At 61.7% G+C, this 14,133-nt stretch carries 14 protein-coding genes; 8 read left to right on the forward strand and 6 right to left on the reverse strand.

Translation table 11 applies throughout. The features are described 5' to 3' along the window. Window position 1: 1 nt before the first annotated feature. Genes HJB84_RS25150 through HJB84_RS25180 form a run of 7 tightly spaced genes read left to right on the forward strand, consistent with a single transcriptional unit; the run spans window position 2 to window position 6,966 of the window. Window positions 2–667 (forward strand): amino acid ABC transporter permease, encoded by a 666-nt coding sequence (locus tag HJB84_RS25150; protein WP_207584554.1) that lies wholly within the window; start codon window positions 2–4, stop codon window positions 665–667. A gap of 28 nt (window positions 668–695) precedes the next feature. Next, window positions 696–1,574 carry a dihydrodipicolinate synthase family protein gene (locus HJB84_RS25155; RefSeq protein WP_207584555.1) on the forward strand — a complete coding sequence of 293 codons (879 nt, stop codon included), beginning with the start codon at window positions 696–698 and terminating at the stop codon, window positions 1,572–1,574. A 59-nt stretch (window positions 1,575–1,633) separates the two neighbouring features. Further along, window positions 1,634–2,872, forward strand: a complete 1,239-nt coding sequence (locus HJB84_RS25160) for an FAD-binding oxidoreductase (protein ID WP_221117207.1) — start codon at window positions 1,634–1,636, stop codon at window positions 2,870–2,872. Window positions 2,873–2,906: 34 nt separating this feature from the next. Continuing rightward, the gene (locus HJB84_RS25165; protein WP_207584557.1) at window positions 2,907–4,397 is read left to right on the forward strand and encodes an aldehyde dehydrogenase family protein; all 1,491 of its coding nucleotides are present in this window, start codon (window positions 2,907–2,909) and stop codon (window positions 4,395–4,397) included. Next, window positions 4,394–5,428: a proline racemase family protein gene (locus HJB84_RS25170; RefSeq protein WP_221117208.1), complete on the forward strand. Its 1,035-nt coding sequence runs from the start codon at window positions 4,394–4,396 to the stop codon at window positions 5,426–5,428. Before HJB84_RS25165 ends, HJB84_RS25170 begins: the two co-directional genes overlap by 4 nt. A gap of 8 nt (window positions 5,429–5,436) precedes the next feature. Further along, entirely contained in the window at window positions 5,437–6,201 is a 765-nt protein-coding gene (locus tag HJB84_RS25175; RefSeq protein ID WP_221117209.1) for an SDR family NAD(P)-dependent oxidoreductase, read from the forward strand. Window positions 6,202–6,210: 9 nt separating this feature from the next. Beyond that, window positions 6,211–6,966 (forward strand): SDR family NAD(P)-dependent oxidoreductase, encoded by a 756-nt coding sequence (locus HJB84_RS25180; RefSeq protein WP_221117210.1) that lies wholly within the window; start codon window positions 6,211–6,213, stop codon window positions 6,964–6,966. A 92-nt stretch (window positions 6,967–7,058) separates the two neighbouring features. Here HJB84_RS25180 and HJB84_RS25185 read toward each other — a convergent pair whose 3' ends face one another. From HJB84_RS25185 to HJB84_RS25205, 5 genes are all read right to left on the reverse strand, one after another. Beyond that, complete coding sequence (locus HJB84_RS25185; protein ID WP_221117211.1) at window positions 7,059–8,060, reverse strand: Ldh family oxidoreductase; 1,002 nt, start codon at window positions 8,058–8,060, stop codon at window positions 7,059–7,061. A gap of 509 nt (window positions 8,061–8,569) precedes the next feature. Continuing rightward, a complete protein-coding gene (locus HJB84_RS25190; RefSeq protein WP_207584562.1) occupies window positions 8,570–9,154 on the reverse strand; it encodes a TadE/TadG family type IV pilus assembly protein in 585 nt (194 codons plus the stop codon). A gap of 1 nt (window position 9,155) precedes the next feature. Beyond that, window positions 9,156–9,686 (reverse strand): TadE/TadG family type IV pilus assembly protein, encoded by a 531-nt coding sequence (locus HJB84_RS25195; RefSeq protein ID WP_207584563.1) that lies wholly within the window; start codon window positions 9,684–9,686, stop codon window positions 9,156–9,158. Further along, complete coding sequence (locus HJB84_RS25200) at window positions 9,683–11,044, reverse strand: TadE/TadG family type IV pilus assembly protein (RefSeq protein WP_207584564.1); 1,362 nt, start codon at window positions 11,042–11,044, stop codon at window positions 9,683–9,685. Before HJB84_RS25200 ends, HJB84_RS25195 begins: the two co-directional genes overlap by 4 nt. Before the next feature lie 186 nt (window positions 11,045–11,230). Next, a complete protein-coding gene (locus HJB84_RS25205; protein ID WP_221117212.1) occupies window positions 11,231–12,163 on the reverse strand; it encodes a LysR family transcriptional regulator in 933 nt (310 codons plus the stop codon). A gap of 116 nt (window positions 12,164–12,279) precedes the next feature. Between HJB84_RS25205 and HJB84_RS25210 the strand changes: the two genes are divergently transcribed. After that, window positions 12,280–12,708 (forward strand): DoxX family protein, encoded by a 429-nt coding sequence (locus HJB84_RS25210; protein ID WP_207584566.1) that lies wholly within the window; start codon window positions 12,280–12,282, stop codon window positions 12,706–12,708. Window positions 12,709–13,218: 510 nt separating this feature from the next. Here the strand turns inward: HJB84_RS25210 and HJB84_RS25215 are convergent. Next, entirely contained in the window at window positions 13,219–14,037 is an 819-nt protein-coding gene (locus HJB84_RS25215; protein ID WP_207584567.1) for an alpha/beta fold hydrolase, read from the reverse strand. Window positions 14,038–14,133: the final 96 nt, after the last annotated feature.

Below are 14,133 nucleotides of genomic sequence, written 5' to 3' on the forward strand. Positions count from 1 at the left end.
AATGACACTCGACTTCTCGATCCTGCTGCGCTTCGAAAACGCACTCCTGCTCGGCCTATGGATGACGATCAAGCTCACGGTCATCTGCGTCGTGCTCGGATGCTCCCTCGGCTTCCTCGTCGGCCTTGCCCGAACGTCGCGCAACCTCGTACTTCGCGCGGTCTCGAGCCTGTACGTCGAATTCTTCCGCGGCACGCCGGTCCTCATCCAGCTCTTCTGGATATTTTTCTGCCTGCCGCTCATCCTCGGCGTCGAGCTTTCGAACTTGGTATCGGGCGTCATCGCGCTCACGCTCTACATGGGAGCGATTGCCAGCGAAACCTTCCGGGCCAGCCTCAAGTCCATCGGCCGGGAACAGCTGGACGCCTGCGTCGCTCTCGGCCTGCCGCGCAGGGCCCAGGTCCTGAACGTCGTGCTACCCCAAGCGGTGCTGCGGGCAATTCCGACGCTGCTGTCGAACTGCGTCAGCCTTTTCAAGGAGAGCGCGCTCGTCTCGGCGGTGGGGATGGCCGATCTGATGTTCGTCGGCCAGAACATCTCCAACAACACCGCCCGTCCCGTCGAGGTGCTGACGATCGTCGCCCTGATCTACTTCATCATCGCCTTCCCACTCACGCGGGCCGTCTCCCTCATCGAGGGACGCATTCTCAAGAAGCTCGCAATCTAACAATGTCGTTCCCAGACAGGAGAATCCCATGAAACTTTCCGGCGTCATGCCCGCGCTCATCACTCCCTTCGACGCGTACAACAAGATCGACTTCAAGGCATTCGAAAAGCTCCTGGCACATCTGCGTGAGGCAGGCGTCACCGGTTGGGTTCCAAACGGGTCGACCGGCGAGTATTTCAGCCAATCCAAGGAAGAGCGCCGTGACGTGCTGCAGTTCGTCAAGGAATTTGCCAAACCGGGCGAAATTCTGATCGCCGGCACCAACGCGCCCGCCACCCGCGAGGTGATCGAGCAGACGGCGATGGCCAAGGATATCGGCTATGACACGGTGCTGCTGGCGCCGCCATTTTATACCCGTCCGACCCAGGCAGAGCTCATCAAGCACTACGAAGCCGTGCTCCGTGCCGTCGATGTGAGCCTCGTCCTTTATTCCTATCCGGCCAAGGATGGCTCGGACATCAGTTTCGAGCTGATGGATCATTTTGCCGATAATGCGCATGTGATCGGGATCAAGGAAAGCTCTGGGGTATTGCAGCGCGCGATCGACATCGCCAGTCGCTATGAGGGCAAGATCCAGCTCGTCAGCGGCTCCGACGATATCGCGCTCGATTTCATGTTCTGGGGCGCGGAAAGCTGGATCTGCGGTCCGTCCAACTGCATGGCCAAGGCCTGCTGCGATCTCGACCGCACGTTCAGATCCGGCGATCTGGACAAGGCGCGCCAGCAGATGAAAACGCTCTACCGGGCGATGAATATTCTCGAGAGCGGCAAGTTCGTGCAGAAGATCAAGTACGGCTGCGAGCTTCAGGGCTTGCCCGTGGGTGCGTGCCGCGCACCACTCGGCGAACTGACGGTGGAGGAAAAGGCCGAGTTCAAGGCGGCGATGCAACCGATCCTCAACTGGTAATAAGAACAGGTCGGGGTGGCCGAGCCGCCCCGAGGATCTCTGAATTTGCGAGGTTCACCGTGTCATCCATTGTGGTCGTCGGCGCCGGCATTATCGGCGCCACCATCGCCTATGAACTGCAGCGCCGGGGAAACAACGTCACCTTGCTCGACAAGGCGGCGCCGGGTCGAGGCGCCTCCTATGGCAATATGGCGAGCATCGCCGTCACCGAATTCATGCCGGCCTCGCGCCCCGGCATCTGGGCGCAGATGCCCAAATGGCTGCTCGATCCGGAAGGTCCTGTGCGCATCCGGCCCGGCTATCTGCCGAAACTGGTGCCCTGGTTCCTCATGTTCCTCGCTGCGAGCCGTCCCTCGAAGCTGAGGGAATTGGAGGCGGCCGGCGCCGTGCTCTGCCGGCGCGTCCACGAAGATCTGGACGTGTTGCTGAAGGAGACGGGCCTCACGCACATGCTGACGGCCGAGGGGTGCCTCAGCCTCTATGCCGACGAGGCCGAGTTCCAGACGGACCGGGAACATATCGATATCCTGGAGCGCTTCGGCTTCCGGCACGAAATCCTTGGCGGCAATGCCATCCGCGATCTCGAGCCGGCTTTGACGACCACGATCGGCAAGGCGGTCCTTTTTCCCGACAACCGGTCGATCACCGATCCGTACAAGCTCGTCACCGCGCTGACTGAAAAATTCCAGGCGCTCGGCGGCAGGATCGTTCAGGGTGATGTCGTCGATTTCGAGCAAAACGAGGCCGGCGTTTCCGCGGTCCGCCTGGCAGATGGGCAGATCTTTGCCGCGAACGCGGTGGTGCTTGCGGCCGGCGCCTTCACTGCCCGGCTTTCCGCGCTGCTGCGGGAACATATCCCGCTCGAAACCGAACGCGGCTATCACACGCAGATCATGGAGCCTGGTATTTCGATGCGCCATTCGATCATCTGGCCGGCGCGCGCTTTCATGGTTACGCCGACGGCAGGCGGCATCCGCGTCGGCGGTACGGTCGAAATGGCCGGCCTCGATGCTCCGCCGGATTATCGGCGTGCAAAGATCCTGGTGAAGCGAGCCCAAGAGGCGCTGCCTGAGCTGAAGGCGGTGGAGACGACGGAATGGATGGGGCATCGCCCGGCGCTGCCCGACACCGTGCCGGTCATGGGGCCGTCCGCCAAGCGCCGCAACGTCTGGTACGCCACCGGCCATGGACATCTCGGTCTCACCTATGCAGCCACGACCGGCCGCCTGATGGCCGATCTTGTTACGGGCGCGCAGCCGCCCGTGGACATGAGACCCTACCGTATCGACCGCTTCTAGGGCGGTTGACACCTACGAAAGCAAGGGAGTGAACATGCGAAGCGAACTCTATATCGACGGACAGTGGGTGAAGCCGATCAAGGGCGGTACCTGCACGGTGACCAACCCTGCAACGGAAGAGGTGATCCAGACGATCGGCGCCGCAACGGCCGAGGACGTCGATCTTGCCGTCAAGGCAGCTCGCCGAGCCTTCGACAAGGACGGCTGGCCGAAGCTGACGGGTGCCCAGCGCGCGCGGTATCTCCGCGCGATCGCCGATGGCATCCGTGCCCATCAGGCCGAGATCGCACACCTCGAAGTTCTCGATAATGGCAAGCCGTTCCCCGAGGCCGATTGGGACGTTGCCGACGCGGCGGGCTGCTTCGATTTCTATGCGGGGCTCGCCGAACAGCTCGACAACAATCCCGAGGAGGCGATCGCGCTTCCCGATCAGCGCTTTACCTCCAAGGCGGTCCGCGAGCCGCTGGGCGTCGCCGGCGCGATCATTCCCTGGAACTATCCGCTGCTGATGGCGGCGTGGAAGGTTGCGCCGGCACTGGCCGCCGGCTGCACCATGGTGCTGAAGCCTGCCGAATTGACGTCGCTGACGGCGCTCGAACTGGCGGCGGTCGCCGACGAAGCCGGGTTGCCGCCGGGCGTGCTCAACATCGTTACGGGAGCGGGGTCGGTCGCCGGACAGGCGATCATCGATCACAAGGAGGTGGACAAGCTGGCCTTTACCGGCTCCGGGCCGGTCGGCTCGAAAATCATGGCGGCAGCCGCTCGCGACATCAAGCGCGTCAGCCTCGAACTCGGCGGAAAGTCGCCCTTCGTCGTCTTCGAGGACGCCGATATCGACAAGGCCGCCGAGTGGATCATGTTCGGCATCTTCTGGAACCAGGGCCAGGTCTGCTCCGCGACGTCTAGAGTCCTGGTGCAGGACACCGTCTACGAGCGGTTGCTTGCGCGTCTCATCGAGGAAACGACCAAGATCAAGATCGGCAACGGCCTGGACGCGGGCGTTCTGCTGGGGCCGCTGGTTTCCGAGCGCCAGCACGAGCAGGTCGTTGCGGCGATCGAAGCGGCCCGGCAGGCAGGCGCGACGGTTGCCTGTGGTGGAGCCCGTCCCGAAGGGTTCGACAGGGGCTACTATCTCCAGCCGACCGTTCTGACGGACGTTCCGCTCGACAGCGCCGCCTGGGTGGAGGAAATCTTCGGGCCCGTCGTCTGCATAAGGCCGTTCAAGACCGAGGAGGAGGCGATCGAGCTCGCCAATGATACCCGCTTCGGCCTTGCAGCCGCGGTGATGTCGAAGGACGACATTCGGGCTGAGCGCGTCGCGGCCGCCTTCCGCGCCGGCATCGTCTGGATCAACTGCTCGCAGCCGACCTTCACCGAGGCGCCCTGGGGCGGCTACAAGGAATCCGGCATCGGCCGCGAACTCGGCCGCTGGGGTCTCGACAACTATCTCGAGACCAAGCAGATCACCCGCTTCGCCAGCGAAGATCCCTGGGGCTGGTACATCAAGCCGGAGGCGGCCGAATGAACTGGGACCGCAGCCTCGACTTGCTGCAGGTCCACTGCCAGGGTGAGATCGGCAAGGTCATCGTCTCAGGCGCGCCCGAGATACCGGGTGCGACGATGCTCGATAAAATGAACCATATCAACACGGTCAACGACAGCCTGCGCCGCTTCGTCACCTTCGAGCCGCGCGCCAATGTCGCCATGTCGGTGAACCTGCTGGTCGCGCCGACGCGCGCCGATGCCGACGCCGGCTTCATCGTGCTGCAGGCCGACCGCGCTCATCCGATGTCCGGCAGCAACTGCATCTGCGTGGTCACCGCCCTTCTCGAGAGCGGGCGGCTGCCGATGTCGGAGCCGGAGACGATCGTCCGCCTCGATACGCCGGCCGGTCTCATCGTCGCGCGTGCCATCTGCCGTGACAACAGATGCCTGTCCGTCAGCCTCGACAACGTGCCCAGCTTCGCGGAAGCGCTGGACCGGGAAGTGGAGACGCCGAAATGGGGGCGCATCAAGATCGATGTCGCTTTCGGCGGCGTCTATTATGCGCTGGTCGACGTCGACCAGCTCGGCCTCGATATTGCGCCTGTCAATGCCCGACTGCTGGCGGAAGCCGGTATCGAGCTCAAGGCGCTTCTGGCTGGCCAGGTCTCGGTCGCTCATCCCGTCCTGAGCGGCGTCGACGAGATCGCTTACGTGATGTTCCGCGGCCGTGAAGCCGATGGCGCGGTGAGGACCTGCACGACGCTGCAGCCGGGCCGCGTCGACCGCTCGCCCTGTGGAACCGGCAGTTCGGCGAACCTGGCAACGCTCTATGCCCGCGGCGAGGTCTCCGTTGGAGATGCGAGGACGTCGCGGTCGATCATCGGCGGCGAGTTCCTGGCAGAGGCGATCGGCGAAACCGAGGTGGGCGGCCGCCGCGCCGTGCTGCCGAGAATAACCGGCCAAGCATATATCTATGGCCGGGAACAGCTGCGTATCTCCGACGACGATCCCTTCGCCGCAGGATTTGCCCTGTCCGACACCTGGGGCCCCCGGGTCGACCTGCTCGGTTAGGAGTCACGATGTCCCACGTTCAATCCCTGGCCGGCCAGACGGTCCTCGTCACCGGAGCATCGGGCGGGATCGGCGCCGCCATCGTCGAGCGCCTGTCTGCCGAAGGCGCGCGCCCCGTCATCCATTGCGGGCGTGACAAAGAGAGGGCGCAAGCCCTGCTCCGCAAGCTCGGTGGCAACGGCCTGATCGTCCAGGCCGACCTCTCCAGCCTGGACGGCGCCTTCGCGCTATGGCGCGACGCGCTCGCGGCGGCGGGGCGCATTCATGCCGTCGTCAACAATGCCGGCATCCGCAACGAGATTTCGATCGACGCCGATCCGTCCGATTGGCGGGCCGCCTGGCAGAAAGAATTTCAGGTGAATTTCTTCGCAGCGGCGGACCTCTGCAAGGAGGCCATCATGTATTTCAAACAACAGGGCGGCGGGCGGATCGTCAATATGGCCAGCCGCGCCGGACAGCGCGGTTACGCCGCCGACGCCATGCCCTACGGCGCGACCAAGGCCGCGCTCATCAATCTCACAAAATCGATCGCGCGCAGCTTCGGGCGCGATGGGGTCGTCGCCGTCTCCATTGCGCCGGGCTGGGTGCGCACCGACATGGCCGAAGAGTTCGTGGCGAAACACGGAAAGGACGCTGTTGTCGGCGACATCCCGATCGGCGAGATGGCAGAGACAGCCGAGATCGCCGAGCTGGTGGCGTTCCTGCTCCGCCCTTCGCAGGCGTCGGTCAATGGAGCGACCTTCGATGTCAACGGCGGCAGCTATATCAGGTAGGAGAGTGACATGAAGAGATTTTCGGGCAAGGTCGCGGTCGTGACAGGCGGCGGAGGCGGCATCGGGTCGGCCATCTCAAGGAGGCTCGCCGATGAAGGCGCTCTGGTGGTGGTGACGGATGCCAACGCCCAGGCCGCAGGCGAAGTCGCCGCGCTCATCGAGGCGGCAGGCGGATCGGCGACCGCCATTGCGGCCGACATCTCCCGCAAGCCGGAATGCGTCGAGTTGGTCGAGAAAGCCTTTGCCATCAAGGGGCGGCTCGACGTGCTGGTCAACAATGCCGGTATCAACCGGCGCGGCAACCTGCTCTCTCTGTCGGATGAAGATTGGCAGACGAGTTTCGCGGTCAATCTGGATTCGATGTTCCATCTCTGCCGCGCGGCCCTGCCGCATATGATCGCGGGCGGTGGCGGTGCGATCGTCAACACGGGCTCGCAATGGGGGCTCCATCCCGCGCCGAACCACATTGCCTATAACACGACGAAGGCGGCGGTCGCCGCCTTCACCCAGAATCTCGCCAGGGACTACGCGCCCGACAAAGTGCGGGTCAATGCCGTCTGTCCTGGCGAAATCCACACGCCGATGCTGGAGGCCGGCGTCACCCGCTCGGGCCGGACGATCGCCGATCTTGACAAGCTCGTTCCCTACGGTCGCATCGGCAGGCCGGAGGAGGTCGCGGCCCTCGTCGCATTCCTCGCCTCCGACGAGGCGGCATTCATGTGCGGCTCGCTCGTGGAAATTACCGGCGCACAAGCCGTGGCGTGAAAGTGCCGATCGGCTTTGCATCCGGATCGTTCCTCGAACATCTCCCCGAAAAAAGCCCCGCTGTGCGGCAGTTCATGATCGACGGGGACCCGTCAGGCGCCCGCAATCTTCACGATGGCTTCGAATACCGCGCGCGGCATTTTCAGCCCTTCCGACCCTGGCCTGGGATGTTCGATGCCGCTGACGCCAGGCACGAACACGCCGTGCTCTTGGAGGCGGGCTGCCTGGCGACGTGCACGTTCGACAAGGCCATCATCAGGGCGCCCGGGCATCATCGCCACGACCGTCAAGCCCACTGCGGGGCTGGCGCTCCCCTCTCTGAAAGACGGCGTGTCCAATGACCAGGGGCCGCCGGACAGGCCGGCCGACAGCATTTCCACCATCAGCGCCACATTGGCGCCCTTGCGCCCGCCGAAGGGAAGCAGGGCTCCGCCGAGCGCTTTTGCGGCATCGGAGGTGTTCATTCCCGCTTTGTCGACGGCCCATCCTTCCGGGATGCTGCGCCCCTCGGCTGCTGCTGCGACGATATTGACATAGGCGGTGGCGCTGGAGGCCTGATCGATGATGAGAGGCAGCGACCCTTCTCCAAGCGGAAAGCCGAAGGCCAGCGGGTTCGTGCTGTAGACAGCCGGGCCGCCTGCTTTGGCGACCACCATGGCATTGGCGTTGGTTGCGGCGATGCCGACAATCCCTTCGCCGGCGAGCCTGCGAACATAATAGCCGAGTTCTCCTGCCGTATAGCTGTTCGTCTGTGTGAAGACGGCGAGCCCGAAATTGCGCACCGCGGCCGTGAGATCGTCGAACGCAAGATCGAAACCGAGTTGGGCGATGCCCTGATCGGCATTGGCGACGAAGAAGGCGGGATAGGGACGCTCGCAGGTCGGCGCAGGATCGCAGTTGATGCGGCCCTCGCGGAAGCTGTCGAGGTAATCCACCATGTGCGGAAATCCGAGTGTCGAAGGCCCATAAAGCGCGGCGGACAAGGTGGCGCCCACAAGGGAGCGGGCGGTGGCTTCCCGAGCGCCGGCTGCCAGGCAGGCTCGCATCGCTAAAGCCTCGGCTTCCGCCTGATAGACTACGACCTCATCCGGCATCTCAAATCTCCGCTCTTTCAGGGCATCCGGTCCGATCGGTGCCGTGGCCCGACCGTCCTAGCAAAAGCAGGGGACCGCCAACAGCAAAATGTACAATAGTGTCTGCAAGACTAAAGCATGTCGCGCAAAAGTGTGCAGCGGTTTTGCGTCAACGACATGCGCAAAAACAAAGAGCTAAAGCGCAAGGAGCGAATATGAAAGATCGCGACGCGCTTTGATGCGTGAATTCGCCATTGGATTGAGACGCCGCCGGACTCGCTCGCCGTCCCGGCGGGGCAACATCCCTTCGCCTGGCGCCTTTCCATTGACGGGGCACCGATCCAAGGGTGTGGCCCGCTGGTCAAGCAGGCCGGTGCTACGAATTGCAGTGGCTGCCGGGATCTTGCGGGCATTGCCGATCTCAGGATGCCGCGACGACATATGCGAACGCAGCGTGGTCAGCAGAACGAGGGCGCGCCGCGGCGGCGGTCGTCCGTTACTCTTCTGACCCATGCCTCGTCACTTACGGTCTACTTGTAGGTGATCGTATCGCTGGTCCGCGGTCGATTGAAGAAATGCTGATCGAAGCTGTAGCCGTTCATTCCGGTAAAGCTTGAAAAGAACGCCGAGACGGGTGTCGTCAATTTGTATTGCACCCGCGTCAGTACGACCTGAACGCCTTGATCCTGGATTTGCGACGGGATTTCGATCGCGCTCGCGGTACCGGATTTGAGCGCGGTGGTGTTGAATGCGGCAGACCAGTTGACCGTCGCGCTGCCAGTCTTGCTGATATCGTTGACGGTGACCGTTATCGTGAGACCCGTCGTGTCATAGGGTTGGAGGATGAAGCTGGCGCCGGAAAGAAGCTTGGCGACGTCAGACGTCGTCCAGGTGTTCTGCTGCGAGATCATGTCGCCCGTTGTGGAGGCGATTTCGTCTATCTTGCGGCTGACCGTGAGCGCATGGCCGAGGTCGACAGTGCCGAACAGCAGCATCACCAGGAGCGGCAGCACGAGCGCGAATTCGACCCCCGAGGCGGCTCTGCGGTCGCGCGTAAGATGGAGGATGCGGGATAGGACGCATCGGAAAAAGGAGAGATTCCGCTTTATCATCATCTCAGAAAGGCTCGTTACGAAACAGCACGGAAGATCCGATGAGATAGCGGCCGTCGGAAAGCTTAGCGCTCGAAAGACTGAGGAAATTGACGACGGCCGTCCAGGGCAGGAAGGTCTGGACCAGGATATAGTCGCTGCCCTGACCGATATTGTAAGTCTCGGTGACGGCGAGCTTGCCGCTGGTGTCGATTGGATTGCCGCTGGTCGCGGACGACAGATCGGAAAGCACGCTCACCTTGACCAGGAGATCGCTGGAGCAGTTGAACGAGAGCAGCATGTCATTACAAATTCTGGCTTTGAAATCGGCCAATGTGATCTTCGAAGACGCTACCTCGCCGGTGCGGATCATCCGCGAGATCTTGTGCACCGAAGCGTCAAGCGTGGCGTTGACGAAGAACATCAGCGACACTTCGATAATGCCAAATATGATGATGAAGAGCGGCAGGGCCAGGATCGCAAATTCAATTGCAGCGACGCCATCGCGATCACCCAAGATGCGGCGAAGCAAGACAAACAATCCCCTTCGCCTCATTGGGTCAGCCGAACGGAAGAGAGATATTGTGTGAAGAGCGCCGACAGACCTGCCGTGATCTCGGCTGATGACGCTGCTGAAATGAACAGGCTCTTGGAGGATGCGCAGTCCGAGAGCGCATAGGGAATGTAGTCGCGTCTCGTGATGCTTGTAGACACGCCGCTCTGCATGGTGCCGCCCCAGGTATTCTTCCAGTTGGCGCTTGCCATGGTCGAGCCGACGGTCGCGTTGTAACCCCAATCCGAGGTGAGCGGCAGGTATTCAGTGTAAAGCACGGCCATCGTGTCGGATTGATTTTTCAGATAACCGCACCAGTCCGGATTGAGCGGCGCGACTTTATTCCAGTATGCTCCGGATACAGCCTTGTTGTTCTTCCATACGACGCTGTCGGTAACCCATTCGCGCTGCGACTGGACGCCATCCGTCAACAGCAGAACGAGCTTGAGCGGCGTGCCTGAGGTAGTTCCGTCCCCTCCGGTGCCGACCTTCTGCTTCAGCGTCGCCAGCGACACGTCGAAATAGGTGGCCGCCTTCGAGGTCGCGCTGGTGAGGCCGTAGCTCGAATCCGCGAGGCGGCTGCGCGCGGTGTCCGTGCTCAGCGTTGGGGCCAGAACCTCCGTCAGCGTATCGCCCAGGCTATATAATCCGACCTTGATTCGTTGATGATTGCTGTCGGACGTGTCGACCAAAGCAAGCACGTCCTTGACGGCGTCACCGGCGACATCGGCGCGCAGCTTTATGTTCTTGGCCGTGCTGTATTCATAGTTGTTGGCGTATGTCTTGTTGCCGATAGTGTGGGAATCGCCCGTGTGGCAGGCGAACTGGCAGCCGATCCCGGAATACATGGTCGCCTGACCTGCAGTCGTTGCCGCCAGAAGCATCGAAGGCGACGTGTCGATGACGATATAGACGTTGAGGTAGGAGGTGGCCGGCCCCTTGACGGCGCTGCCGACGCTGATGGGAACGGTGTTGATGTTGGCAATCTTCATCAACGTCGTCGGAACGGTGCCGCTTGCCGTCGCGGTTATCTTATGGTTGCTGGTATCGATATTGATGTCACCAAGCGTATAGCTGCTTTCCACCTGCGCGCCGAACCAGTCGGACACTTTCTGTTTGAGGGCGGTGCTGTCGTCGGTGTCGATCTCTTTGACAGCGGCAATCAGGGCAGTGTCAAGATCGCTCTGCATCCTCTGTCGGATATTGTAGGTGCGAATGTAGTCGAAGCTCGCGCCGACCGCGATGATCATCGGGACCAGGGTGAGGGCGACGACGATCGCGACGTTGCCGCCTCTATCTCTTCCGAGACTGCGAAGGGTTCCGAAGACCCGGGCAAGTGAATGTGAAAGAGTCGACCGCAAAGAAACACCGCATATGGATTATGAAAATAGTCCCGTGCGAGATGTCGCTAAAGCGCTTAAGCCTCTGTTAATTCCTGCAGTTCCTGTAGAAAAACGGGTAGCCGACGCACGGTTTCCTGCGCATATTGTACATGCCTGCGAAATTTGGATATCGCAAGGATACGCATCGAACTGAGTGCGGCTCGTTCAATGGACGCCCTTTTGATCTCCCCCGTCTTTGTCAGTGGCTGAAAGCCGCGCCTGAAGTTCGGTGGTAAGCCACCTTGCCGCCGGCCCCGGCGGGTTTGCGACATTGCGTATCACGTGGATGGGGTACTCACCCTGGTCGAAGATGGGAAACTGGAGATGGACGAGACGGCCATCGGCGAGATCATCTCTAACCAAGGATGCCGGAAGTCCGCCCCAGCCCAATGCGCCGCGGATATAGAGATGTTTTGTCGCGTTGTCGCTGACACGCCAAGTCTTGAGCGAGAACACGTTGAAATCGCGTCCCTTCGTCAAGCCCGAAGCGTCGTAGACGACGAGCTGGGTTTCGTCCCGCACATCAGCGAGGGTCATCGGCCGGCGCAACTTTGCAAGTGGATGGTCGGGGGCGGCGACGGGGATCATCGCCGACTGGCCGATCCGTTCGAAAACGATCTGATCGTTCCTCGTCGCCATGGCGCCGCCAAAGCCGACGACGGCCCTCGCATTGCTAACCGCATCTATGACGATCCCCAATGTGCCGACCGTTACATTCAGGGAGACGGTGGGATAATGACTGCGGAAGGCACGCAGCACGTCGACGACAATGTCCGTCGGCACGATAGCGCTCATCGCCACATTGAGCTCGGCCTCCAGCCCGTCGCTCAGGGCCTGGACGCGCGCCCGCATCAGATCGAGATCGCCGAGCAACCGGCGGGCATCCTCGAGCACCGACCTTCCGGCTTCCGTCAGCTGCGGCCGTTTGGTGCCGGAGCGGCTGAAAAGCGCCACCCTGAGCTGCGCCTCGAGATTGGCGATCGTATAGCTGACCACCGACTGCGTTCGGTTGAGGGCGCGGGACGCGGCTGAAAAACTGCCTTTCTCCACCACGGTCAGGAAGACCTGAAGCTGATCCAAAGTCGGGTGGGGCTGCATATCTCATCGATCCTGTCGATAAATTTTCACGAAAATATAACGGTTTTCACGATGAGCTTCCAGCTGTATCTGTTCGCTCGACGGGATTGCCGTCATCCCTTATCAAGGAGGTTCGAATGTCCAACACCGCGACTGGTTTGCCTGCGCCCCAGGGGAAGTTGCTTCTAATCGGGCTATGGTCCGCTCAGGTGCTTCTCTTTATTGCCTTCACGCTGTTCGGCTGTATGAAGTTTTTCATGCCGGTCGACCAACTGGCGGCAATGTGGGTATGGCCCGGCGACGTTCCCGCATGGTTTCTGCGCCTCATGGGTATTATCGATTTCGCCGGCGGAGTGGGCGTGTTGCTGCCGGCCCTAACTCGGATTCAGCCGCGTCTGACCGTGCTTGCGGCGCTTGGCTGCGTGCTGCTGCAGATCACTGCGATGATCTTTCATCTCTCCCGCGGCGAAGCGTCCGCCTTGCCCCTCAATGTCATCCTGCTTGCCCTTTCAGCTTTCATCCTGTGGGGCCGTGGCAAGAGGGCGCCGATTACGCCGCGCCAATGACGGACGCCGCCGATCGGGAGGCGCGCGCCCGGATCCAACAGGTTTTGGACGAACTCGACAGATTGAGTTTTGAGCTGCATCGCCAGTCATGATGTCTTTTGGATTAGGCTCAGGACCCATAAACGGACTTGTGGAGCGGGGCCAGTTTGATTCAGTGGCGGCGTCGAGGTGGCGCTGCCGATGACCGACATGTTCCTGCTGAACGAGGCGCAGATGCGCCGGATCGAGCCCTACTTCCCCTTGTCGCGTGGTCGAGCGCGGGTGGACGACCGGCGGTGCTGTCGGGCATCGTCTAGGGCAGGTAGGGCGCGAGGCCGACGTCGGAGTGGACCTCCGCCAAGGCCGAGCAACGCTGCCAAGGCCGCCGCTTCGATAGGGGCCTTGGCCGACGAATTCTCGAGGAGGGTTTGAGCTTCTTGTTCGTTCCTTCAACACTACGACGAAACCCGAACCCTCCTCAATTTACGAACCCAAGTGTTACCACTATACGATGATGGACAAGAGGTGTCGTCAAGACCTGATGAAAGACAGCAGGTCAGGGTTGAGGACATCCGCATGTGTGGTTAGCATGCCGTGGGGGTAGCCCGGATAAGTCTTCAGCGACCCGTTCTTAAGCAGGTCGACCGCACGCGGCACTGAACTTGCGAACGGGACGACTTGATCAGCCTCGCCATGCATCACCAGCACCGGCACAGTGATCTTCTTGAGGTCTTCGGTATAATCTTCGAGCCAAGAGTCGACGGTCGCGTAATGAGCGAGGGCACCGCCGGCCATGCCTTGGCGCCACCAGTTCGCAATGATTGCCTCCGAAGGCTTCGCCCCATCGAGGTTGTAGCCGTAGAACGGGTTCTCAGGGACGAAACGGTAGAACTCCGACCGGTTGCCCAGCACGCCGGCCCGGATCGCTTCGAACCACTCCGGCGGCTGACCGGCCGGGTTGTCCTCGCTCCGGTACATGTTCGGCGTCAGCGAAGCGACCAGCACCGCCTTCGCAACCCGCTCCTGGTGGCGAGCGACATAGCGAGCTACCTCACCGCCACCCGTCGAATGCCCGATATGGATCGCGTCGCGCAGGTCGAGGTGTTCAGTCAGCGCCGCGAGGTCGGCAACCCAGTGGTCCATGTCGTTGCCGGTGCTGGGCTGGTCGGACCGGCCGTGGCCGCGCCGGTCGTGGGCGATCACCCGATACCCGTGATGAAGGAAGAATGTCATCTGGGCATCCCAGTCGTCCGCTGTCAGCGGCCAACCGTGGCTGAAAACGATCGGCTGACCTGATCCCCAGTCCTTGTAGAAGATATTTACGCCGTCTGTAGTAATTATCGTGGACATGATTTGCTCCTTTGATTGCCGCGGATAAAGGTCAGCACTCGTTGTCGCGGCGTTCCAGCGAGAAACTTGTCAAATGCATGACCGGTCGTATATTTA

This window comes from Rhizobium sp. NZLR1b, from assembly GCF_019685155.1.
GTDB lineage: Bacteria > Pseudomonadota > Alphaproteobacteria > Rhizobiales > Rhizobiaceae > Rhizobium.

What these genes read in the sequence shown, in the direction of transcription:
- HJB84_RS25150 (WP_207584554.1), top strand. Translation starts at nt 2, where the DNA reads ATGACACTCGACTTCTCGATCCTGCTGCGCTTCGAAAACGCACTCCTG.
- HJB84_RS25155 (WP_207584555.1), top strand. Translation starts at nt 696, where the DNA reads ATGAAACTTTCCGGCGTCATGCCCGCGCTCATCACTCCCTTCGACGCG.
- HJB84_RS25165 (WP_207584557.1), top strand. Translation starts at nt 2,907, where the DNA reads ATGCGAAGCGAACTCTATATCGACGGACAGTGGGTGAAGCCGATCAAG.
- HJB84_RS25170 (WP_221117208.1), top strand. Translation starts at nt 4,394, where the DNA reads ATGAACTGGGACCGCAGCCTCGACTTGCTGCAGGTCCACTGCCAGGGT.
- HJB84_RS25175 (WP_221117209.1), top strand. Translation starts at nt 5,437, where the DNA reads ATGTCCCACGTTCAATCCCTGGCCGGCCAGACGGTCCTCGTCACCGGA.
- HJB84_RS25180 (WP_221117210.1), top strand. Translation starts at nt 6,211, where the DNA reads ATGAAGAGATTTTCGGGCAAGGTCGCGGTCGTGACAGGCGGCGGAGGC.
- HJB84_RS25185 (WP_221117211.1), bottom strand. Translation starts at nt 8,060, where the DNA reads ATGCCGGATGAGGTCGTAGTCTATCAGGCGGAAGCCGAGGCTTTAGCG.
- HJB84_RS25190 (WP_207584562.1), bottom strand. Translation starts at nt 9,154, where the DNA reads ATGATGATAAAGCGGAATCTCTCCTTTTTCCGATGCGTCCTATCCCGC.
- HJB84_RS25195 (WP_207584563.1), bottom strand. Translation starts at nt 9,686, where the DNA reads ATGAGGCGAAGGGGATTGTTTGTCTTGCTTCGCCGCATCTTGGGTGAT.
- HJB84_RS25205 (WP_221117212.1), bottom strand. Translation starts at nt 12,163, where the DNA reads ATGCAGCCCCACCCGACTTTGGATCAGCTTCAGGTCTTCCTGACCGTG.
- HJB84_RS25210 (WP_207584566.1), top strand. Translation starts at nt 12,280, where the DNA reads ATGTCCAACACCGCGACTGGTTTGCCTGCGCCCCAGGGGAAGTTGCTT.
- HJB84_RS25215 (WP_207584567.1), bottom strand. Translation starts at nt 14,037, where the DNA reads ATGTCCACGATAATTACTACAGACGGCGTAAATATCTTCTACAAGGAC.